Origin of the sequence: Sphingomonas sp. PvP018 (assembly GCF_017876865.1) — a bacterium.
In the GTDB taxonomy this organism is placed as follows: Bacteria; Pseudomonadota; Alphaproteobacteria; order Sphingomonadales; family Sphingomonadaceae; genus Sphingomonas; species Sphingomonas aerolata.
The window spans coordinates 2,365,701-2,385,171 of record NZ_JAGIOU010000001.1; the positions used below are offsets into that span (position 1 = coordinate 2,365,701).

The 19,471-nt window shown below is 67.8% G+C and carries 20 protein-coding genes; 17 read left to right on the forward strand and 3 right to left on the reverse strand.

Annotated elements, in window-relative coordinates; all coding sequences use genetic code 11:
- The first annotated feature begins 172 nt into the window (after window positions 1-172).
- The 7 genes from J3A66_RS10405 (at window position 173) to J3A66_RS10435 (ending at window position 5,708) form a co-directional block, all read left to right on the forward strand.
- Window positions 173-934, forward strand: coding sequence for a hypothetical protein (locus J3A66_RS10405; RefSeq protein ID WP_209568738.1), 762 nt, complete (start codon window positions 173-175; stop codon window positions 932-934).
- Window positions 931-2,958, forward strand: a complete 2,028-nt coding sequence (locus J3A66_RS10410) for a hypothetical protein (protein WP_209568740.1) — start codon at window positions 931-933, stop codon at window positions 2,956-2,958. The genes J3A66_RS10405 and J3A66_RS10410 overlap by 4 nt, the downstream gene beginning before the upstream one ends.
- Before the next feature lie 130 nt (window positions 2,959-3,088).
- Window positions 3,089-3,871, forward strand: coding sequence for a hypothetical protein (locus J3A66_RS10415; protein WP_209568743.1), 783 nt, complete (start codon window positions 3,089-3,091; stop codon window positions 3,869-3,871).
- A gap of 433 nt (window positions 3,872-4,304) precedes the next feature.
- Complete coding sequence (locus J3A66_RS10420; RefSeq protein ID WP_209568745.1) at window positions 4,305-4,523, forward strand: hypothetical protein; 219 nt, start codon at window positions 4,305-4,307, stop codon at window positions 4,521-4,523.
- Window positions 4,523-4,747 carry a hypothetical protein gene (locus J3A66_RS10425; RefSeq protein WP_209568746.1) on the forward strand — a complete coding sequence of 75 codons (225 nt, stop codon included), beginning with the start codon at window positions 4,523-4,525 and terminating at the stop codon, window positions 4,745-4,747. Before J3A66_RS10420 ends, J3A66_RS10425 begins: the two co-directional genes overlap by 1 nt.
- On the forward strand, window positions 4,744-5,178 hold the full coding sequence (locus tag J3A66_RS10430) for a hypothetical protein (protein ID WP_209568748.1): 435 nt from the start codon (window positions 4,744-4,746) through the stop codon (window positions 5,176-5,178). Before J3A66_RS10425 ends, J3A66_RS10430 begins: the two co-directional genes overlap by 4 nt.
- Window positions 5,179-5,477: 299 nt before the next feature.
- Window positions 5,478-5,708, forward strand: coding sequence for a hypothetical protein (locus J3A66_RS10435; RefSeq protein ID WP_209568750.1), 231 nt, complete (start codon window positions 5,478-5,480; stop codon window positions 5,706-5,708).
- A 144-nt stretch (window positions 5,709-5,852) separates the two neighbouring features.
- Here the strand turns inward: J3A66_RS10435 and J3A66_RS10440 are convergent, their stop codons facing one another.
- Both J3A66_RS10440 and J3A66_RS10445 read right to left on the reverse strand, forming a co-directional pair.
- Entirely contained in the window at window positions 5,853-6,128 is a 276-nt protein-coding gene (locus tag J3A66_RS10440) for an HU family DNA-binding protein (RefSeq protein ID WP_209568751.1), read from the reverse strand.
- Between the two features lie 170 nt (window positions 6,129-6,298).
- Window positions 6,299-7,324 carry a hypothetical protein gene (locus J3A66_RS10445; protein ID WP_209568752.1) on the reverse strand — a complete coding sequence of 342 codons (1,026 nt, stop codon included), beginning with the start codon at window positions 7,322-7,324 and terminating at the stop codon, window positions 6,299-6,301.
- Between the two features lie 362 nt (window positions 7,325-7,686).
- Between J3A66_RS10445 and J3A66_RS10450 the strand changes: the two genes are divergently transcribed.
- From J3A66_RS10450 to J3A66_RS10475, 6 genes are all read left to right on the forward strand, one after another.
- On the forward strand, window positions 7,687-9,570 hold the full coding sequence (locus tag J3A66_RS10450; RefSeq protein WP_209568754.1) for a hypothetical protein: 1,884 nt from the start codon (window positions 7,687-7,689) through the stop codon (window positions 9,568-9,570).
- A gap of 858 nt (window positions 9,571-10,428) precedes the next feature.
- Window positions 10,429-12,639, forward strand: a complete 2,211-nt coding sequence (locus tag J3A66_RS10455) for a S8 family serine peptidase (protein ID WP_348634030.1) — start codon at window positions 10,429-10,431, stop codon at window positions 12,637-12,639.
- Between the two features lie 43 nt (window positions 12,640-12,682).
- Window positions 12,683-13,330 (forward strand): hypothetical protein, encoded by a 648-nt coding sequence (locus tag J3A66_RS10460; protein WP_209568755.1) that lies wholly within the window; start codon window positions 12,683-12,685, stop codon window positions 13,328-13,330.
- A gap of 12 nt (window positions 13,331-13,342) precedes the next feature.
- Window positions 13,343-13,792 carry a hypothetical protein gene (locus tag J3A66_RS10465; RefSeq protein ID WP_209568757.1) on the forward strand — a complete coding sequence of 150 codons (450 nt, stop codon included), beginning with the start codon at window positions 13,343-13,345 and terminating at the stop codon, window positions 13,790-13,792.
- 25 nt (window positions 13,793-13,817) lie between these two features.
- Window positions 13,818-14,231, forward strand: a complete 414-nt coding sequence (locus J3A66_RS10470; RefSeq protein ID WP_209568759.1) for a hypothetical protein — start codon at window positions 13,818-13,820, stop codon at window positions 14,229-14,231.
- 142 nt (window positions 14,232-14,373) lie between these two features.
- Window positions 14,374-15,078 (forward strand): hypothetical protein, encoded by a 705-nt coding sequence (locus J3A66_RS10475; protein WP_209568760.1) that lies wholly within the window; start codon window positions 14,374-14,376, stop codon window positions 15,076-15,078.
- Window positions 15,079-15,743: 665 nt separating this feature from the next.
- Here J3A66_RS10475 and J3A66_RS19255 read toward each other — a convergent pair.
- Complete coding sequence (locus tag J3A66_RS19255; RefSeq protein ID WP_209568762.1) at window positions 15,744-16,013, reverse strand: DUF6471 domain-containing protein; 270 nt, start codon at window positions 16,011-16,013, stop codon at window positions 15,744-15,746.
- Window positions 16,014-16,171: 158 nt separating this feature from the next.
- On the opposite strand from J3A66_RS19255, the gene J3A66_RS10485 reads away from it, so the two are divergent.
- From J3A66_RS10485 to J3A66_RS10500, 4 genes are all read left to right on the forward strand, one after another.
- Window positions 16,172-16,345, forward strand: coding sequence for a hypothetical protein (locus J3A66_RS10485; RefSeq protein ID WP_209568764.1), 174 nt, complete (start codon window positions 16,172-16,174; stop codon window positions 16,343-16,345).
- Between the two features lie 193 nt (window positions 16,346-16,538).
- A complete protein-coding gene (locus J3A66_RS10490) occupies window positions 16,539-17,285 on the forward strand; it encodes a DNA/RNA non-specific endonuclease (protein WP_209568766.1) in 747 nt (248 codons plus the stop codon).
- A 345-nt stretch (window positions 17,286-17,630) separates the two neighbouring features.
- Window positions 17,631-18,191, forward strand: a complete 561-nt coding sequence (locus tag J3A66_RS10495) for a TetR/AcrR family transcriptional regulator (RefSeq protein ID WP_209568768.1) — start codon at window positions 17,631-17,633, stop codon at window positions 18,189-18,191.
- A gap of 188 nt (window positions 18,192-18,379) precedes the next feature.
- The gene (locus tag J3A66_RS10500) at window positions 18,380-19,471 is read left to right on the forward strand and encodes an HlyD family secretion protein (protein WP_245337025.1); all 1,092 of its coding nucleotides are present in this window, start codon (window positions 18,380-18,382) and stop codon (window positions 19,469-19,471) included.

Here is a 19,471-nt window from a genome sequence, read left to right on the forward strand (position 1 = left end):
CTCGCCGCCGGACTCCGTCGGCCCCGATGCATCTGCGGCATGGTCCCGCGAGCGGTGGCATGAAGCGGAACGAGGAGGACCTGCCCACAGGAACGCGGTGCCGCGTCCTCTGCGGAAGCCGCTGTCGTAGCTCGTCCTTCCGATCCGCCGGGTCCTGGACTATCCCGGACGGATGTCTCTCGCCAGCTATCTCCAGGCGTTCACGCCGAACGAAGCCGCGATGCCACTGGTGCACGCGACGTCGACGACCGCTGGTGCGCAGATCATCGTATCGGGAGAGGTCCGAGCCTCCCGGTGCCCGGTCTACGGCCCCGAGCTGGCGTACTTCTTCTACGGTCGTCCGGCCTTCAAGTCGTTCCCGCGGATGCCGGCGAGCGGAATGGACGAGCATCTGCCCATGTGCCTCGTCATGGATCCGGCGCTGCTGGGCCAGTCCCTCAGGATCCTGCCCTTCGACAGCGGCGGCTACGACAGGTACTCGAACCATTTGAGCGGGATGGTGCAGCGTGCCGACTTCGAGCTCGGACCGGCGGGCGACTTCCCGCTGCGCCTCGTCCGGGCCTTCTTCGAGACCAACCGGAACTACTTCCACCAGCGGCCGACGATGGCGCCGGGTGCCATCCCGGTCAGCCAACCGGCGGCCCGAGCCATAGCGCGCCTGGCCCACGATCCTTCGCTCGCGGAGGACGACGACCGGCGCTCCACCATAGAGATCCAGATAGACCGCACGGTTCCTCTGGCCACCGCGCTCCGCGCTGTCGTCGGCCCGCCGGCCCTCCTTTCCGATCCGGAGGTCGAAAGTGCGCTCGACGCGCTGCCCCACGTCCGCCGCCTCGAGTACGAGACCTATGGCAGACATCAACCCAGCGCATACACGGCGCTCCTGTACGATCGCGTTTCACGCCACCTCGTCGACGAAGGGATCATGCGATGAGCGATGACGCGATCCACGAACTGCTCGGCTTCGTGGACCCCTCCGGTCTCGGCATGGGCTTCCTGGTGCCGATCTTCCGTTCGCTGACGACGAACGCACCGGACGTTCAGCTCATCGACGCCGAGGGGCTCATCGCGGGCTTTGAGCCGTACGAGGCTCCCGAGCCTTCGATCATTCAGGGTCCTTCGATATCGAGGACGATCGGCGACCCCGCCGTGGCGGCGTTCTCCTTCTCGACCGGCGACGTCGTCGTAGACGCGGACCAGGCCGGCCGCGACCTGCTGGCGAGCCGGTTCGACGATCCGAAGCTCGCCGGACGGCCGACGGTAGCGATGGAACTAGCCACCCATCTGCGCAGACCGGATCTACGCATCGGCAAGGCTCGGGAGGCGCACGATCGAATGGCCCGGACGTCCCGCAAGGTCGCCGACGACTGGCGCGACCTGGGCATCCTCACCACCGAGGTGCGCAGAGCCTTCTCCGCCGCGACGGGCGACGACGCTGCGGCAGCCGATCTGGTCGTGAGGATCCGCATGGACGTCGTCGAGATCCTCGGGCTCGACCCGGGCGCGAGCGGAAGTCGCAGGGCGAGCGTGATCACCGCGTGCGAGCAGGCTCTGGACCTTCTCGCCCCCATCGTTCCGCGCCCGGCAGCAGGTTGGAGGTTCGGGTGGCCACCCCCGCCCCGACGGCTACGCGGCGACGTGGATGCGGACGTTCTGCTCGCGTCCGAGCGCGCGAAGAGGATCTTCGCAAGGGATGCTCCGCTCGCGATCCCGTCTCTCCGGCTGTTCGACCTCGACCACCCGGCAGCCACGGACCGCCGGCAGGACCCGTCCGTGCCGACGTTCGTCGTGCGGGACACCGTGTCGCGGCGCTCGCCCATCCCGCCCGGGTCGCACGCCATCGACCTCGGTGTCCCGAAACGCCGCTCTCGAGACGCGGTGACGGGCGGCGTGACGCTTGTCCCCACGAACGGGATGGGAAGCGGAAAGTCCGCGGATCGTCACCAGCTCGCGGGAGTGCGGCTCGCCATCGCCGCCGAGCTCGACCGGCGCCGGGCCGATATCTCCCCGACCGCTGACAGGACGCTGATCCTGCGCGCCCGCGGGAACGGCCCGCTGGCTACCGACCAGGCGCTGGCGACACTGTACGACAAGGCCTGGGCCTTCGGTCTGGCCCCGTGGCGCTCGTTGCTGATCGCGCCGACGGGCGGATCCGATGATGATGATGGGCCGAGAGGCGTGGCAGAGGTGCTGTTCGCCGGCAGCAGACGTCTCAAGGGGGAACTGTGCGATGATCTACTGGCCGCCTCGAACGGCACTCTGGCGATCCTCGTCGACGACGAACCGCGGGAGCCTGCCGACGAGGAACGCAACCGCATCGCGCTCGCCTTCCTCCTTGAGCGGCAGGGTTGGGTGGTCGACCGGGGTCCGGACCTCCCCCCCGACGTGATGACCGTGCGCGGCGGACACTGGACGTTCGAGTTGCGGACGACTCCGGGATCGTCGGCGGACGAAACGGAGTCGACCTACCCACCCGACGTGGAGCTCGGCGAACTGCGGAGACTGGTCGTCACCTCGAACGCGACGGCGGCTTCGATCCTGAAGCGCCTTCGGCAGGAACCGACGCTCGAGGTGAACGTCCGGGATCTGGTGGCGCTCCGGGCCGACGAGGCGACCCCCCTGACCCTGGTGGCGGCGCATCTGAGCCGGATGGTGACGGCGCTGAAGTCGCGTTCCCGCGGGCAGTACCTCGGGATGGTCACTCGCGAGGCGCTGCGTTCCGGCGGCGAGGACGCATTCGGGACGAGGGCGCTGGCGGATCTCCTCGGTCGCCCCGGGATCGGCTCGGACGTCCAACTGTCCCTGAGATCCGCGACGATGAAGGGAGGCGCTCTGTTCGCCGAGGTCAGGGTGTCCCGTGACGACTCCTCGCAGGACGATCCGATCGGCTCCTACAGACTCATCGTCGAGCCGAAAGCCGTCCATGTGACGGGCATCGCGCTGCCGGGTGCCTCGTGACCGACCGGCGAGATCGGACCACCTTGCACGCGCTGGCGGCGACCGCGGCCACCGGTGGAGTCGCTCCGAATTCGCTCGGCTTGGCCGACATGCCGATGATCCCACTCGCCGACGTCAGGACGACGACCCGATGACGCGCCTGGTCTTCGCGGACGAACATTGCACCCTATGGGTCGAGTCCCACGCTCTCGGTTGCCGCCGCGATGCGATACGGCGGTTCTTCGGCATTCAGGCCGAGGACGAACTTGAGGTCGAAGGCGACAAAACGCTCCTCTCCGGATCGGATGCCGCCTTGACGCTGCTTCGCGGCAAGATCGCCGCGGGATCCGGGTGGCTGAGGATCATGGGGGGATCCATGGCGATATCGCCCCTGACGTCGACCGTGGCCCGCAGGGTCGTGTCCGAGTTCGGGCTGGACGGCTGCGAACGTCTGCTGACGGATGCAGGAGGCGACTCGTGGCGGGTTCCGGCGGCGGAGATGCTGGGTCGGACACCGTGCACGCTCTACCACGGTACGAGTACGACGCGCCTCGCCTCCATCCGATCGACCGGACTCCGCTTCGACATGGAGGCGAACTGGGACATGGGCGATCAGGGCGGCGCGCACGGCGACACGCGCGTCGTTTCGCTCGCGGCAGAAGCGAACGTCGCCGCAATGCACGCGCAGAATACGGCCGCTAAGATCGGCGGAGCCCCGGTGGTCCTGGCGGTGGCCACGCCTGCGGACCTTCTCGCAGACCACGACGTGATGCGGGCGACGGGGGCGATCGATGGCAAGGACAAGACGGCCATGAAGGCGACGAACGCAGTGGGGCTGTACGCGACGCCTTCCTGCTTCGCGCCAGTGCAGATCATCGAGGCGCGTAATCCCACACCATATACGACTTGGATTTCGTGGCCTGTCGCTCCCTGATGGGGCGATCATCGTAGCGGTCGGCCGCAGTCGGCATCGGTCAGGCCGAACGGACGGCCCGCCGTGGTGCATGATGCTCGGCGTGGATTCCCACGGTCGTTGGTGAGCATCCGTTCCCGGACATCTTCGACGTGTCCGGACGGCGCCGCGCATACCCACCCGATGGCGGCGGCCGAGGTCGCTGAGGAACGATGCCGGGACGACAGCGGGTCGGCCCCGACCGGACGATTGGACTCGCCCCCTGCCTCGAGCTAGACCCGGCCTGCGGAGGGGACGGGATTTGGCCAGGAGACGGAAGAGGCGTTCGGCGTGGGTCGATCTCGTCATCGCGGGGCTCATGAGCAGCATCGTGCCGGCGGCCGGCGCCTGGCATTCCAGGATCCAGGCTCACGCCGAAGCGGTAACCCGTCAGGCCGACGATCAGGCGTATCGGATGGCTGCACTGGATCTGCGGCGCGAGCGGACGCAGGCCGACGCATGCGACGCGGCGCGCGCGCTGCTCGGCGACCGGACCGCGGGCACGCTGCTGAATGCGGCCGAGCGTCGTACGCTGGCCGTCAAGGCGGAGCGAAAGGCCGAGAGCTGTCTCGCGCTACCGCCTCCGCAGGCCGAGGCGGCGCCGTCATCCGCGCTCACGAGAGCGCCGACGTGATGGGCGATCCGCTGATCTGGGTTCTGACCGTCGCCGTCTTCGTGACCGTCTTCGCGCTCCTGCGGCTGCGCGCCGAGAACGAAGCGCTCCGGGATGAACTGGAGAGCGTGCGTGCCGACAGCGACCGCGGTGAGGTCGAGCCTTCGCACGAACCGACGGATCCCGCCCCAGCACCGGCACCGCCGCGCGGAGACACGGACGAACCGGAAGCGTCCGCCCCGTGAACGCCGCAATCGCCGGCGCCGCGGGCGGCATCCTCGCGGCACTGATAACCCTGGCCGGAGTGATCCTCTCCGCCCGGTGGCGGCTGGCCGACGAGAACATCATCAAGGAGCGCGCGAAGTGGCGCGAAGCCGTGCGGTCCATCGTCGCGGAAGCGGTCTCGATCGATGCTGACACGAAGGACGGGACGGCTCGTGCCAGGCGCCTGTGGGGCGAGATCGCGCTGCGGATGAACCCGGAACCTGCAGAGGGGAAGGGAGACCGTGAACTCGTGACGGCCATCGCCAGCCTGATCGACGCGTCGAACCGCAACGACGAGGTCAGAGGCCGGATCCTCGGGCTGGCAGCGCCGATCCTGAAGCACGACTGGGAGCGGGCGAAGTGGGAGGCTTCCGGTCGTTTCTGGGAGGAGGAGCCCGAGCAGTCCCTGTAGCGGGACTTCCGGACCGAACCGGTAGCGCCCATGGGAAAGGTCCGACGATCGGCGTCGAGCATCGTCCATGCTTCCATCTGACCAGTTCCGCGGTTCACAACAACACCGGCGCGACGCACGCCACGGCGACCGCACAAGCTGCTGAAGCGCGCCGAGCCGCATGATCTGGCGATCGTCGAGGACGACATCCGCGGAATTCGAGCACGGGATCGCTCCACGGCTCGCCGCGTTCGACGGACTCGACGGCGTGATCCGGATCGACAGCTTCTCGAAGTCGCTCTCCGCCGCGGTGCGGTGCGGTGAGGTGCGGTCACACCGCCGCGCGACCGGACTGGATCGAGGCGCTCGCCGACCTGCGGCTCGCGACGTCCATGTTCGGCAACCCGCTGTCAGCCGCGCTGCTTCACGGCGTCCTTACCGACGGCAGCTACGGGCGGCACATGGAGCGATACATGCGCTTCGACGTGTCGATGTGCGACGCCGAGTCGCTGTTCGCGTTTCTGGAACGCGTCCGCCGATGGACAGGCTGACGCGGCACGATGTTGCAGCTGACCGGTACCGGCCATCCGTCTCAGTCTCAGAGCCGAGTGATCGAACGCGAGGCCCGGAGCGTGGGACGAGTGCGACCCCGGGGCGTTGCCTCGAGACGCGCTCGCCGTTCGCATCGTGACGGATCAACCGTTGAGAGCGTCCTTCACGGCCTTCGCCGGGACGAACGTCAGCTTCTTGGACGCTGCGATCTGAATCGCATCTCCTGTGGAAGGGTTGCGTCCTTCGCGCGCGGGACTGTCCTTGATCTTGAACTTGCCGAAGCCTGATAGCGACACTTCATCGCCCTTAGCGGCGGCGGAGACGATCGCGGCCAGCACGTCGTCAACGATCTTGCGTGCAGCGGGCTTGGTCATGCCGTGTTCGTTGACCAGCGTCTCGGCGAGTTCGGCGTTGTTCATTGAAGCGTCTCCGGAAGTGGCCGGTCCGTCTAGCCGCGGATTACCTCGATGGCGAGCCGGACCCGGACCATCCGACGGAAGCACGGGGCTGGGACCGCCAGCCTGGGCCCTTAGTGCGCTCGGCCTCCTGAAGTCGGCCGGGGAATCGTCCCTGTGCCCGGCGGTTCGGGTCACAACCGCATCGTGTAACCGGCGTTGAGCTCGAAGGGCCGGTCGAGGAGCAGGCCCCAGAGATCCCGCACCATGGTCTGCAGGTCGCCGGAGTCGGTGACGGCGACCGGCATGGCGCCATGCATCAGTTCGTTCCGCGCGACGCGTGCCGTCTGCATGCGCTGGCCGAGATATGGCGTGATCAGGCCTCCGTCCTGCAGGTTCTGGATCTTGGTCTCGAGATTCGTCCTGCGCAGCGTCTTGCGGGTCATCGGGGAGATGGTGTGGCTCAGCGTGGCGAACGCCCTGACCGGGAAGCCGGTCACCGCGCCATAGGCATGGAAGATCTCGTTGATCAGCGCTTCGGCCACCGAGAAGTTGAGCGCGAAGCTGGCCGGTGCGAGCTGGGCATGATGAAGCACCGCCGCCTGATAGTTCATGGCCATGCAGATCTGCAGATTGGCATAGGCCAGATCGGTCGCGCGGACCGTCAGCTCCCTCGTGAACGACGAAGCGTCGGTGAGAACGTCGGCTTCGACGATCCGCAGCCGTGGCGTCCCCTGCCGGGCGACGGCGAGTTTCGGTCCGAGCACCGCCGTCGCATGGGGCGTGGATTCCACGGCCAGCACATCGCCGCGGCGTTCGAATGCGATGATGTCGTTCATGCCGGCGCTGACGGCACCGGACAACGGCGTGTTGTGAATGGCGCAGATCCGCCCGAACAGGGCACCGGCGATGAAGTTGGCGAACAGCAGTCGCCGGCCCTGCAGGGCGACTACCTCGTCGCGCCTCGTCGTGACGTCGTCTGGGATCGCGAAGGCACCGGACCCGACGGCGTCGAGCTGCTCGATGGAGGCGAGAGCACCGCCGTCCAGGAACTGCAGCCCGATCGCTCCGAGTCTCGTCAGATAGACCTGTGCGGTGTCGCCGAAGGTCAGTTCCTCGACGATCTCAAGCGGAGCGGAGGCGGCATCGGCTCCGAACAGCACTTCCGTGTTCGGCATGATCAGAATGGAGTCGACGAGCCTTCTGGTTACGATCTGCATCGGATCGCACTAGCGGTTCCGCACGCGCCCTGCGACTCTCGACCGCTCCGATGATGTCGGCATCCGATGTCGGGAACGTCCGATCGACGGGGCGGCCGGCGCGGTCGGAATAGAGACGCTGGAGGACTTCTTCGGCTCGACCGATTCGATCATGGCCGCCGACACCGCTTCCCGCGGTCTCGAGCGCCGAGCTCTCGCGGTTCGAGTCCAACGGGAGCGCGGCTGGCACTGGCGGGGATCCTCCATCCGGTCGTGCAGGATCGCGAGTGCGGGTTGCCGACCCACCGATCCCGACGCATCATCCCGCGCCAGCACCGCGCAATTGGGCGCGGCGCTGGCGCGAGGTGCGCAGATTGTCCGACGTGGAGCGCTTCGACCCGGCTCTCCCAGGCCGACCGCCTCGCCGGCCGTGTGCGGCGGGGCGGATGGCGCAACCGGTCGGGCATGGCCTGCTGAAGGTGCCGTTCGCGCGGTGTGGTGACGGCGTCGCGAGGCATGTGTCAGCCGTCCTCGGCTCGGATCGGGGCCCGTTCCGCTGTCTCGACTGCGGCGAAGTCCTGACGCTGCGCCGGCCGATCGATAAGCGCCGCCATTTCGTGCATCGCCCCGACTCGAGGTGCACCGGCGAGACCGCCCTTCACCGTTACGCGAAGGAACTGCTGGCGGTGGCGAGGACGCTGACGCTGCCGGCACTGATGCTGGAGGCGGAGCGCGTTCGCCAGACGGTGTTCGAGGCCGGCGTCTATGCGTTCGACGTGGTGCTGCCGGAGCACAGGATCGGCACGTTTCAACCCGATGCGCTCGTCCGCCATCAGGGCTTCGAACTCGCCGTCGAGTTCCTCGTGAACCATGCCGTCGATGGCGAGAAGCGCGCGAAGGTGCGTGCCCGCGATCTTTCGATGGTCGAGATCGACCTGTCGGGACTGAAGGCCGGGCAGATGGACGGGGCCGCTCTCGACGAGGCTATCCTGCACAAGGCACCCCGCCGATGGATCCATCACCGCAGGGCAGCGGCCGCCAAGCGCAGGCTCGATGCCGCCGTGGCGCAGCAGAAGGCCGAGCGCGGCGCGAGGCTCAAGGGTCACATCCTGCGCAGGCGCCGTGCCAGGCCACCCGCCGACTGGAAGGACGAGGCGTCGGAGGCGGTACGGCTGGCCGGCCTATATGCGCTGATAGGCATCGAGGTCGAAGGCGGGCACTGGTTCGCGGCACCGGACAGGGACTGGCAGGCTCAGGCGCTGTTCGCGCACGTCATCAAGCCGAGCGAGCAGTATTCGCCGGGAATCGATCTCGAACTGAAGGGCGACTTTCCGAACGATCGCGACCTGTCGTCGAAGCTTCCGGACTGGATGCTTCGAAAGGATCTCGCGGCCTATCCGGCCAGGCGCCTGTCCGAAGCCGGGTTCAGCTTGGAGAGCTATGGCAGTCCGCACGACGCGGTCTGGCACTATCTCGCGACCCTCGCCGCGAAGGGCCAGGCCGTCTTCTGGAGCAGGCGAGACCAGAGGTTCTACGTCGAACCGGCGCTTCAGAACCTGCTGCATCGGAGGGTCGAGCTGAGATCGCACGTGACGAGACTGCTCGGCGCAGCCGGCGTGGAGGACACCGATACCGGCTATCGCGACTGGGCGAGGACGTATCGAAGCGCGGACGCCTCGGCATTCCAGCTGATAGAGGCCGGCGGCGATGGCTATCGCGACCTGCTGGCACGCATCGAGCGGCTCGAGCCGATGGCTTCGGGCTACGCTTCGGTGGTCGTCGACGATCTTTGCGGTCTGCCCCTCGAAGCGATCCGGCTCCGCAACGAGGAAGCGATCGCCGTCGCCGAAGCCGAGAAGGCCGCCGAGCTGGAGAAGGCGGCCACGGAGCGACAGCGATCGATCCGCCTGCAGGCGGGACAGATGCTGGAAGGCGACAGCGCGGCCTGGCTCGCACAGATCGTCACCGGCACCGAGACGAGCTTCGCGGATCATGCCCGCGAAGGGGACGAGGCGTTGCTGCGACTGGAACGCCGGTTGGCAACGGACAGCGACGTCCGCCGCAAGCGCATCGCTGCCGATCGGGAGGCTGCGCAGCTGCGCGTCCAGCTGTCGGAGGCGGCGAAGCGTGCATATCCGAGCGAACAGCTCGCCGAGCTCTTCCTCAGGTCCGGGCATCCCAGGCTGCAGGGCGGTCGACCGATCGACTGCTGCCGAAACGCACGGGACCTGGCGTTCATCACGAGCCTGATGCCTCGGAAGCGGTAGCGCGAATCTCGGATCGCGCAACGGGACGTGATCTGCACGGCATCGGCGGGCTCAGCCAGCTTTCGTGACCGGATCATCCGCCTCGGTGCACATGCCCTGTCGAAGGAGCGTCGGAGAAAGGGTCGCCTCTGCCTGCTCTTCGACGAGCCGCTCGTCGACGGAGAGACGATGGGTCCACAGCCCGGAGCGCTTCGACTGAGATGCGGGTCGTTCGAGGGCGACGCGCATGTCGCCCTGGGGTGACGTACATGTCGCCCTGGGGTGACGTACATGTCGCCCCTAACAGAAAAGACGTATGCGAACGGTTCCGTGCCGGTTCGCGCGGTGCCGGGCGTGAGGTTGCCCGTGTCCTGTCGAGCGTTCGATCGCAGGTCGTGCGGCCAGCCGGTTCCGGTGATGGAGACCGGACGGCGGTTCAGCAGGCCGCTCGACCTGCGTGCCGTCCTGCGCAGTCGCGGTCCGCGGCCACGCCTTCGAGCCGGCGCGTCCCGCAAAAGATCGACCGGACGCGTTTGTCGGATTGATCGCGGTGGTGCACTGGGCGTAGAGGTGTGCCGTTCGCCAGCAGGCGGACCGAGGCGTGGAAACCTCGTCAGTAAGTAGCCGAACGCCCGGCCCGAACTCGTTTCGGCCGGGGAGCGGGCGTGCATGTCCAAGGCGCGAGCCTAAAGACGCTCGCGCCTGTCTTACTGCAGGTTTCCAATCTCCGGCTCACGGGCCGGCACCGCCTCGCATCATGGGAGGCGGTGCCGCCGGCTGGAGCAGCCGAACGGCATCGACGCGAACGGGGGTTCGAGCGTGGGTGCATTCGAGGGAGGCCGCACGGGTCTGCGGAAGACGATCAGGAACTCCACGGCGGTGACGGCGGCGATGCTGCTCGCCGCATGCGGCGGCGGTGGCGGCGTCAATTCGCCGGGCGGAAGCGCTCCGCCCACGGCGACGCCGACGCCTGAGCCGCCGGCGGTGCCGACACCCACCCCGACGCCGCCGGTCACGCCGACGCCCGCGTCGTCGGCGGACACCGCCGAGTACGGAGCGTCCGGTGCCGTCGTTTCGGCGAAGGCCGCCTACGCCTACGACCGACAGATCACCGGCAGGGGCGTGACGATCGCGATCCTGGACACGGGCATCGACCTGTCGGGCCGGGAGTTCGCCGGCCGCGTATCGCCTGACAGCACCGCGTTCGATCAGCGCATCGCGCGCTGTGCGACCTGCGATGCCGAGACGATCCGCTTCGGCCTCAAGGACGTGACCGGCCACGGTACGAGGGTCGCGGGCGTCGCCGCCGCGGCGCGCGACGGCGTAGGCGTCCAGGGGATGGCACCCGAGGCGACGATACTGGCGCTGAAGATCAGCGCTCCGAACCTCTCGGGCGTCACGCCTACCTCGGGGCCGGTGCCGGAGGGACCGGATGCGAGCGCCGCGCTGATCGCGCCGGCGATCCGCTACGGCGTCGACAAGGGTGCATTCGTCCTCAGCATGAGCGTCAGCGGCTCGGCCGCGGGCCAGATCGCAACCGAGCAGCGGGCCGCGATGGATGCGGTGCGGCAGGCCGACCGCCTGTTCGTCCAGTCGGTCTCGAACTTCACCGGCGAGGACAGCTTCACCGGCCAGTTCGCGCAGAACATGCTGGGCACCGACCTCGCGAACAAGGACTGGTTCCTCTTCGCGATCGGCGTGGACCGGAACGGCAATCCACGTGCCGCCAACGGAAACGCCGGACCGCTCGCGGACCGGATGATCGCGGTCGGAGGCGTCGAGGTGCAGACCGTCGACCAGTCCGGCAACGTCGTGACGGTGACCGGAAACAGCTTCGCCGCTCCCGCCGTCGCAGGGGCGGCCGCGCTGCTCAAGCAGTACTGGCCGCAGCTCGGCGGCAGGGCGATCTCCCGCATCCTGCTCGACACCGCGACGGACGCCGGTCCACCCGGCGTCGACCAGGTGTTCGGGGTCGGCATCCTGGACGTCGGTAAGGCCATGCAGGCGCAGGCTCCGGCCTCGTCGTTCGTCGCGGCGCAGGTTGTGCTCGCGCGCTACTCGTCCGTGACCATGTCGGCTCCGTTCGGTGGCGGCGCCGCGCTCGCGGCTAAGGTCGGAAGCATGACCGTGCTCGATCGGTACGGTCGGGACTTCCGGATGACCGCCCCGTCCGGTGTCCGCACGCACGGTTCCGGACTGCTCGCAGGGAGCATGCTAGCTCCGGCGGATCCGCCATGGCGATCGGCCAGCGCCACGGATGTCCGCCTCGGGTTCGCGGCATCCGTTCCGGACTATCTTCGGGGGCGTGGTTCGATGCGACCCGCGTTCGCCTCGTTCTCGCCGACGCCCGGCCAGTCGGTCACGATGGGTGCGAACGTCGCGATCGGCCAGACGGGCGGCATCGCCGGATCGCCGCTGCGCGGCATCGCGTCGTCACCGGTCGGCGTGTCCTCTTCATGGACCGGTGGCGGGTGGTCGGCGGGGTTCGCGTCCGGTTCCACGCGGGATGCCCGTACCGCTCTGCGCACTCTCTCCCTGTCGACGCCATCCGGCATCGGCGTCGAGGTTTCCGATCTCGTCGAACGCGGCCGGGCGCTCGGCATGGCCGGGGGCATGGACCTCGGCCTGCTCGGAGCCAGGACCACGTTGGCCTCGATCACGCTGCGTCGGACGATCGCGGGCGTTCCCGTCTCGGCGCGCGTCACCGCCGCCACGACCAGGGTCGACGGCGGGTCTGACCTGATGCGGTTCGCCGGCCCCGTGTCGAGCAGCGCGTTCGCGGTCGAGGGTTCCCAAGGACTGTTGGGAGGCATGGCCACGCTCGGCCTGTCGTCGCCGCTGCGGGTCGAACGGGCCCGGGCGACGATGCCGATGCCGGTCTCCTACGACCTGATGTCCGGCACGCTGACGACGAGGACCGTCGCGACGGACCTCGCACCGACCGCTCGCGAGCTGGATCTGGAGTTCGGATGGTCGACCGCGCTGTCGCGGAGTTCGTCGTTGCGGCTGGGCGTGGCCCGCGCCTTCGACGCCGGACACGTCGCGGGTGCCACGGACACCGCCGGCTTCGTCACCGTCTCGCTACACTGAGATCCCAATCCTCGCCGTCCGACCATCAACAGGAGAAGCCGTCATGAAGTCCACCATCGCCACCATCATCGCCGCCGTGACGATGACGCCGTCGGCCCAGGCCCAGACACCACGCGCGGGGCTCAGCCCCCTGCGGATCGACGTCGCCGGAGTGCGCCTCGGCATGCCGATCGAACAGGTCCGTACAGCACTCGCGACCGCGTCCTACGCCTGCAGGCCGTTCGGCAACGAGGCCGACTTCGCGGCGCGCGTCGCAAGGGAGGTGAAGTCGCGTACCGGGGCCCGTGGCGAGGTCCCCTACACGACCGGCACGATGCAGCTCGACTGCAGGGGGCCGAACGGCGAGGGACTGACGGTGACCTTCGCTCAGACGCAGGCCGGGAGCGTCGTCGATGGATACGGCCTGGCCATCGACGGCCGGACGATCGATCTGCCCGCGCTACGACGCCAGCTGACTTCGAAGTACGGTCGTCCGACCGTCGGAACCGGCATGCGGGGATCGTGGTGCGACGCCGGATACCGTTGCGGCGACGGCATGGTCTTCAGCGAAGGGCCGACCGTCATCATCGATACGACGACCTCGGTCTCGATCAACGCGACGCGCGGCGGCCGTGCCGACAAGGCGGACGACGCGTCGGTCATGGCGGCGGCCGACCGGCTCGTACCGAAGAAGACCCGTGCGGCCTTCTGAGCGGAGTATCGCATGCCATTCCTCGTCGGCATCATCCTCGGCGACGCGCTCGCCAGGATCGGCTTCTTCCGGGCGGCTGGTGCCGCCGTCGTCCTCGCCGCCACCGGATATCTCGCATACCGGCTCGTCGGGGCGAACCTAGACCCGCGATACGCCTACGCGGCGGCTGCCGCCGCGCCGATCGCGTTGTTCGGCTGGGCCGTGTGGAATCCCGCCGCATCGCGCTTCCGACTCTGGATCGTCGACGGCGTGTACCTGGCCGCCCGACTCTCGATGTGGTGGGCCTTGGCCGCGTTCGCCTTCGGCCTCGTCGCGTCGGGCTTCCGCATCGATCGGTGGCTGATCGGCGAATGGCCTCAGGCGGCGACCGCCGGGCTGTTCTGGACGGTGCAGCGGATCCTGGGCGTGCAGACGGCGAGATCGCACCGGATCATGGGCGATCGCAGCGTATTGGAGGCATGACGTGAACAATCCTGGTCGTTCGGCGATGATCGTCGGTTTCTTCGCAGCCGCCTCGATCGCGACCGCGGCAGGTGCCGCCGACCGACGACAACCGCTCGAACCCAGCACGTACGCCGACTGGAGGGCGGCCGGAATGGATGGGACGGGTTGCTACTGGTCCAGACGCAAGGACGGCCCCGTTCTCGTCGCCGCCTCCGGCCGGACGGCCGTCGCGCGAATGGCCGGCCACGTCGTCGTGATGAGACCCGACGCCGAAGCCGATGAGCTGTTTCCCTTCACCTACGACGCGTGGACGGGGCCGGGATTGAGGATCCGCATCGAGGACAGCGGCGTCGTCCGCGCCATGGGTGACGAGACCGTCACCACGGATGCGACGATCACGATCGAAAGCCATGGGATCACGACCCGCCTCCGTGGCTCGATGATCTGCGGATCGTAGTCTCGAATGCCGTGGCGCTCGATGACGGGATCGGGGAACCGCGTGGTCGGCACGACGGGGCCGGCGAACGGTTAACCAAGGCTCATAACCCCTGCTTCATGCCCGAAGGGCACACTCGTCGCGGAACGGGGGAGCCGATCGAATGCGAATCCTGGTTATGATGGCCGCCGTGGCGGTCCTGGCGTCAACCGCAGCGGATGCCCAGGTGCCGGCGCGTGGTCCGGCGCAGGACGCCATCAACAATCTGCTCGATCCCATCAGATGGGCCCCAATCGAGACCTTCGACGTGGCTGGCGTGCGTCTCGGCATGACGCCGCAGGAGGCCCGGGCGGCGCTCGTCTCGAAGGGTTTCACGCCCAGAGCGACCGATCCGTCTCAGCCGTCGTGGGCGGCACTCGTCAGCGAGCGCGTCGCCGATCGTCGTGGCGGCAGGTCCGATGCGTCGACCGTGGCGCGTTTCACGATGGCCGAAGGGCCTCAGGGCGAGCACATCGAAGTCTGGTACGCACCGACCCGTGCCGGCGCGCGCGTAGCGAACGTGACCTATACGATCCCGTCGAACCGCATGGAGGCGCAGGCGTTCCTGGACAGCGTGACGTCGAAGTATGGAAAGCCTTCGTTCACCGAGCGGACGAAGCGCTTCTACTGCTCGAGGGGACGCGACAGTCGGGCGTCATGTTGGCGCCTGGGCGATACCGCGAACCGGCCGGGACTTCTGGCGTCGTCCGAATTCGCCGTCCGCACCATCGATCTCACGGAAGGCAGCGACACCGCCGATGCCCGCAAGCAGCAGCTGGCGGGCGAGGTCGAGGCGGCGGCTCCGAAGGACGCCAAGGCTTCGTTCTAGTCCGTCGTCGGCCCGGTGTCCGCAGGGTCATGGAAGGCGCGTCGTCCGAGGCGTTTTGGGCTCATCCGCGATGATCGCTGAACCGGACGCGATCGACGCATCCGTGCGCTTCGCGTTGGACCGTGGAGATGCGACCCCGGCGCGTGTCCCCGCCGAATGCCGCTTGAGCGATGTCCAAGGCTGATCCGTAAGGAGGGCGGACCTCCGTCCGACGCCCCCTGCAGGCTGGGACGTGTGGATGGTGACCACTGGAAGGCGGTATCCCGCCTCGTCGGTGTGAGGACGGCCCGCGTGGTCGGCTCCGCCACCAATCGGTCCCGAACGTTCATCGGTACCGATGGGCAGAAGCCGGCCTGAGGTGGTGCGATCGGGCCTTGGAACGGCTCGAGGATGGGATTGCCGCGTCACCGCCCCGCCTCGCCGGCAGGTTCCGTCGCGAGGATCGGACGGGTGTCCTGCCCGACGGACGACCCGAGGCGATCGACGGGCGGCGCTCGACGAAGGCGGTCACCGATCGTCGAACGTGGCATCGTGATATGCCATCGAACGCGGCCGTCGCCGGCATGCGCCCGGAGCATCATCGCGACCCGCTTCATCCTATCGGCGACCGGGGACGCACGCCGCCGCATCTCCCGCGGTCGCGCGCAGCAGCAGCGTGCATCCTCCTATTCGCGCGGCAGGTCGATGGAGGTGGTGCCCGTAGCGCGCAGGCACATGAGGAAGAACGCCGCCGAATAACCTCCGCGGCTCAGCTTAGTGGCGATCGTGTTCGCGTGCTGGACGTACCCCATGTCGGCGAGTGCATGCTGAAGGTCGCGATAGCTCATGCGCGCCAGCACCAGTCTGGATTTGATCAGGGCGGAAGCGGCCAGGCTCCATCTCCTCTTCTGTTCGTCATCGCGAGCATAGCAGTCCGCCTTGTCGAGCCTGGACACAGTAGTTTCCTTATCAGTTTGTTAACCAATCCGTTTAGATACTTGTTAACGCCTTGCTTCTAACGTATAGTTCGAATATTGTTTACGATTTTTAGATGGCTGCGCCCATGAGTTGCTGCTATTCGTGTTACACGAGTGGTTCAGGGGGCAGCATGTACATGACGCAGTGGCGAGACATCGCAGAGAAGTGGTTCGAACGTTGGCGTGGGCTGGTGATCCTCACGATGCCGTTCGCGGTCCTGGGCTTCGTCGAGCCGATGGTGCTGGCCTCCGTGCCCGGAGTCGTAGGGTACGTTCCGCTGCTGGTCCTGCGTAGGCTCGACGGCCGCTAGGTAGCCCGGCGAGATCATCGCCTGCGCGATGACCGCAGTGTCGGACGGCATCGGGATTGCCGCCTCGGGCAAGGGTGCGGTAGCGTGCGGAATGCATGATGGATCGGAAACGTTTCGGCGGAGGAGGCGGCGGCCATCGCGATCGTCTCCGCCGTCGGCGTCGCTGGCGAGGTCGGCATGGAAGGTGGCGGCCGTGCTCGTCGTCACCCTCCTCCCGACAGCCGCGGCGGCCAGGACCGAGGCCGAGCTGCATACCTTCCACTGTCTGCACGGATGCCCAATCGGGGCGGCCGGCATCGACGACATCGTGGTACGCGAGATCTATACCCTAGCCTCCAACGACCTCACGAAGATGGCCGATTGGGTCGCCTACCGGGTCACGCCGGATTCGATAGGCCCCTCAGGCGTGCGGAAGTGGACCGCCGACCCCTGGATCGATCCCGAAGAGACGCTCGAACCGGACGACTACGACGAGGCGCCAAAGGCGCTGGGCATCGACCGCGGTCATCAGGCCCCTTTGGCGGCGTTCTCCGGCACGCCCTTCGCCAAGGACACCAACGTGCTCTCCAACATAACGCCTCAGGGTGCGGGACTGAACCAGGCCGCCTGGCAGCGGCTCGAGGCTCGCGAGAACGATCTGGCCAAGCGGGAGAACATCGCCGTGTACGTGGTCACCGGCCCCCTGTTCGAGCGCGTCATGCTGCCGCTGCCCCGCGCCGATGAGCGGCACCGCGTCCCATCGGGGTATTGGAAGGTCGTCGCCACCGCCGATGGACGGATGTCGGCGTTCATCATGGACACGACGGCTCCCCGCACCCTCGACCTCTGCGATGCGCGTGTTCCCCTCGAGGACGTCGAACTGCGTACTCGGCTCGGTTTCTTTCCGCGCCTGGACCGTCGCGCGTTCACGGATCTGTCGCCTGCGCTCGGCTGCGCATAGTCGAGGTCGAGTCGCCCCGGGGCTGCGCCGCACGGCCCCGGCGGTTAGGCTGATGGTTCCAGGCTCGCTCGTCCGTACGACGTCGGTGGACGAGGACGCGCCGTTCCAGGAGAAATGGATCGCCCGGATCCGTCACTCGAGGTGCTGACGTCCGTGGCCGTTTCGGGCGAAGCGTCCTTCTGGATCCTGGCCGCTGCCGTAGAGCGGGGGGTCACGTCTATGGAAGCCTCGGCGGTCCGACGCTACGACCGGCGCGGCGTCGGTGCCGGGTGTTCGGGTAGGCTGAGATGAAGGAGGTTTTCTTGAAGATACCCGCGAAGGATCGGACCACTCCAGGTCAGGCACATGCTTTCGATGCGGCGTGACGCGAAGCTGAGACGCGATGCCTTGATCGCAGCGGCCGCCGAGAGCTTCGCCGAGTACGGCTACAACGTACCACTGGAGGAAGTGGCGGCGCGTGCGGGCGTCGGCCGCGGCACGCTGTATCGCAACTTCAAGGACCGGGAGGCGCTCGCGCTGGCGATCTTCGACACTGAGATCGACCGGCTCGCGGCCATCGTGGAGCGCCAGCAGGATCTGCGACAGTCGATGATCGATCTCGCCCTGATCAGTTCGCGCGGCACGGCCTTGTTCGCACGGATCGCGGCGCAGCTCGTCGCCGATACCGAGAACATGGCGGCGTTCGAGGCGTTGGGCGAACGGTTCGCCCGGGTACTGGACCCGCTCGCCGAGCGAGCACGGGCCAATGGCGATCTGCGGAGCGACATCGATGGAGCAAAGCTCAGCCTCGCGCTCCGCATGGTGAGCAGCCTGTTCTACGACCTTCATGAGAATGTCGCGGGGCATGGCAAGTTGGACGAAGCGCTCGACCTCGTGCTCGATGGAATGCTCGCCCTCAAGAGATAGAACCGGACACCTTGTCCGGAAGTCGCTTGTGATCTATGGGGCCGCCTACCCCGGACCTTCGGGGCCCGATGGCCAGACCAGCTACGAGGCGAACCGTGACCCCAGATGATGAAGCGCATCGCGTGCAGGACGGGCCCGACGCTGCCGACGACGTCGAACGCCAGGACGACGACGGAGCGAAGAAGAAGCTGAGTCCGCGCGCGAAGATCATCCTGATCGTGCTGGCGCTGGCAGCCGTCGCCGCTGTCGTCGTCTGGTACGTCCGCCACGAGACGCGCGGCAAGTACCTGCAGGAAACCAACGACGCGCAGGTCGCGGCGGACATGGTGACGGTATCTCCACGGGTCGCGGGGTATGTCGCCGACGTGCTGGTCCGCGACCATCAGGACGTCCGCGCAGGGCAGCCGCTCGCGCGGATCGACCCCCGCGATTCACAGGCGCAGGCGGCACAGGCCAACGCGCAGATCGCCGTCGCCGCGGCACAGGCGGACAACGCACGCGCCCAGATCCAGGAACAATATGCGACGATCGAACAGGCGCGCGCGCAACTAGCCGCCGCCCGCGCGAAGGCCACGTATGACGCGGGCGAAGTCGCGCGCTATCGTCCGCTCGCGGCCTCCGGTGCCGAGACCAGGCAGCAATTGGCGCAACTGGAAGCGGCGGCGCGGCAGTCCGCGGAGGACGTTCGGTCGCAGGCCGCGGCGCTGACGATGCAACAGCGCCGCATCGCCTCGTTCCAGTCGCAGGTCCGCCAGGGCGCGGCGCAGGGACAGGCGGCACGCGCGCAACTCGCCTCCGCCAACGTCGATGTCGGTGCGACGCTGATCCGCGCTGCCACGGCCGGCCGGATCGGCGACAAGACCGTCACGGTCGGGCAATATGTCCAGGCCGGAACGCGGCTGATGTCGATCGTGCCGCTCGACCGGATGTATGTCACGGCCAATTTCAAGGAGACCCAGCTTGCGCTGATGAGGCCGGGTCAGCCGGTGTCGATCGACGTCGACGCACTCGACGGAATCGAGCTGAAGGGCCGCGTGGAGAGCGTCTCGCCGGGCACCGGCGCGCAGTTCTCGCTGCTGCCGCCACAGAACGCGACGGGCAACTTCACCAAGATCACTCAGCGCGTTCCGGTGCGCATCTCGCTCGAGGCGACGCCTGCGGCACGACGCCTGCTCGTGCCCGGCTTGTCGGTCGTCGTGACGGTCGATACGATCGGTGCCAAGGACGAACTCGACCGTATCCGTGACCAGCAGAAGCACCTCGACCGCGAGGGCCGCTGA

Coding starts and splice junctions, on each gene's coding strand:
- J3A66_RS10405 (WP_209568738.1), top strand. CDS start 173: ATGTCTCTCGCCAGCTATCTCCAGGCGTTCACGCCGAACGAAGCCGCG.
- J3A66_RS10410 (WP_209568740.1), top strand. CDS start 931: ATGAGCGATGACGCGATCCACGAACTGCTCGGCTTCGTGGACCCCTCC.
- J3A66_RS10415 (WP_209568743.1), top strand. CDS start 3,089: ATGACGCGCCTGGTCTTCGCGGACGAACATTGCACCCTATGGGTCGAG.
- J3A66_RS10420 (WP_209568745.1), top strand. CDS start 4,305: ATGGCTGCACTGGATCTGCGGCGCGAGCGGACGCAGGCCGACGCATGC.
- J3A66_RS10425 (WP_209568746.1), top strand. CDS start 4,523: ATGGGCGATCCGCTGATCTGGGTTCTGACCGTCGCCGTCTTCGTGACC.
- J3A66_RS10440 (WP_209568751.1), bottom strand. CDS start 6,128: ATGAACAACGCCGAACTCGCCGAGACGCTGGTCAACGAACACGGCATG.
- J3A66_RS10445 (WP_209568752.1), bottom strand. CDS start 7,324: ATGCAGATCGTAACCAGAAGGCTCGTCGACTCCATTCTGATCATGCCG.
- J3A66_RS10460 (WP_209568755.1), top strand. CDS start 12,683: ATGAAGTCCACCATCGCCACCATCATCGCCGCCGTGACGATGACGCCG.
- J3A66_RS10465 (WP_209568757.1), top strand. CDS start 13,343: ATGCCATTCCTCGTCGGCATCATCCTCGGCGACGCGCTCGCCAGGATC.
- J3A66_RS10470 (WP_209568759.1), top strand. CDS start 13,818: ATGATCGTCGGTTTCTTCGCAGCCGCCTCGATCGCGACCGCGGCAGGT.
- J3A66_RS10475 (WP_209568760.1), top strand. CDS start 14,374: ATGCGAATCCTGGTTATGATGGCCGCCGTGGCGGTCCTGGCGTCAACC.
- J3A66_RS10485 (WP_209568764.1), top strand. CDS start 16,172: ATGACGCAGTGGCGAGACATCGCAGAGAAGTGGTTCGAACGTTGGCGT.
- J3A66_RS10495 (WP_209568768.1), top strand. CDS start 17,631: ATGCTTTCGATGCGGCGTGACGCGAAGCTGAGACGCGATGCCTTGATC.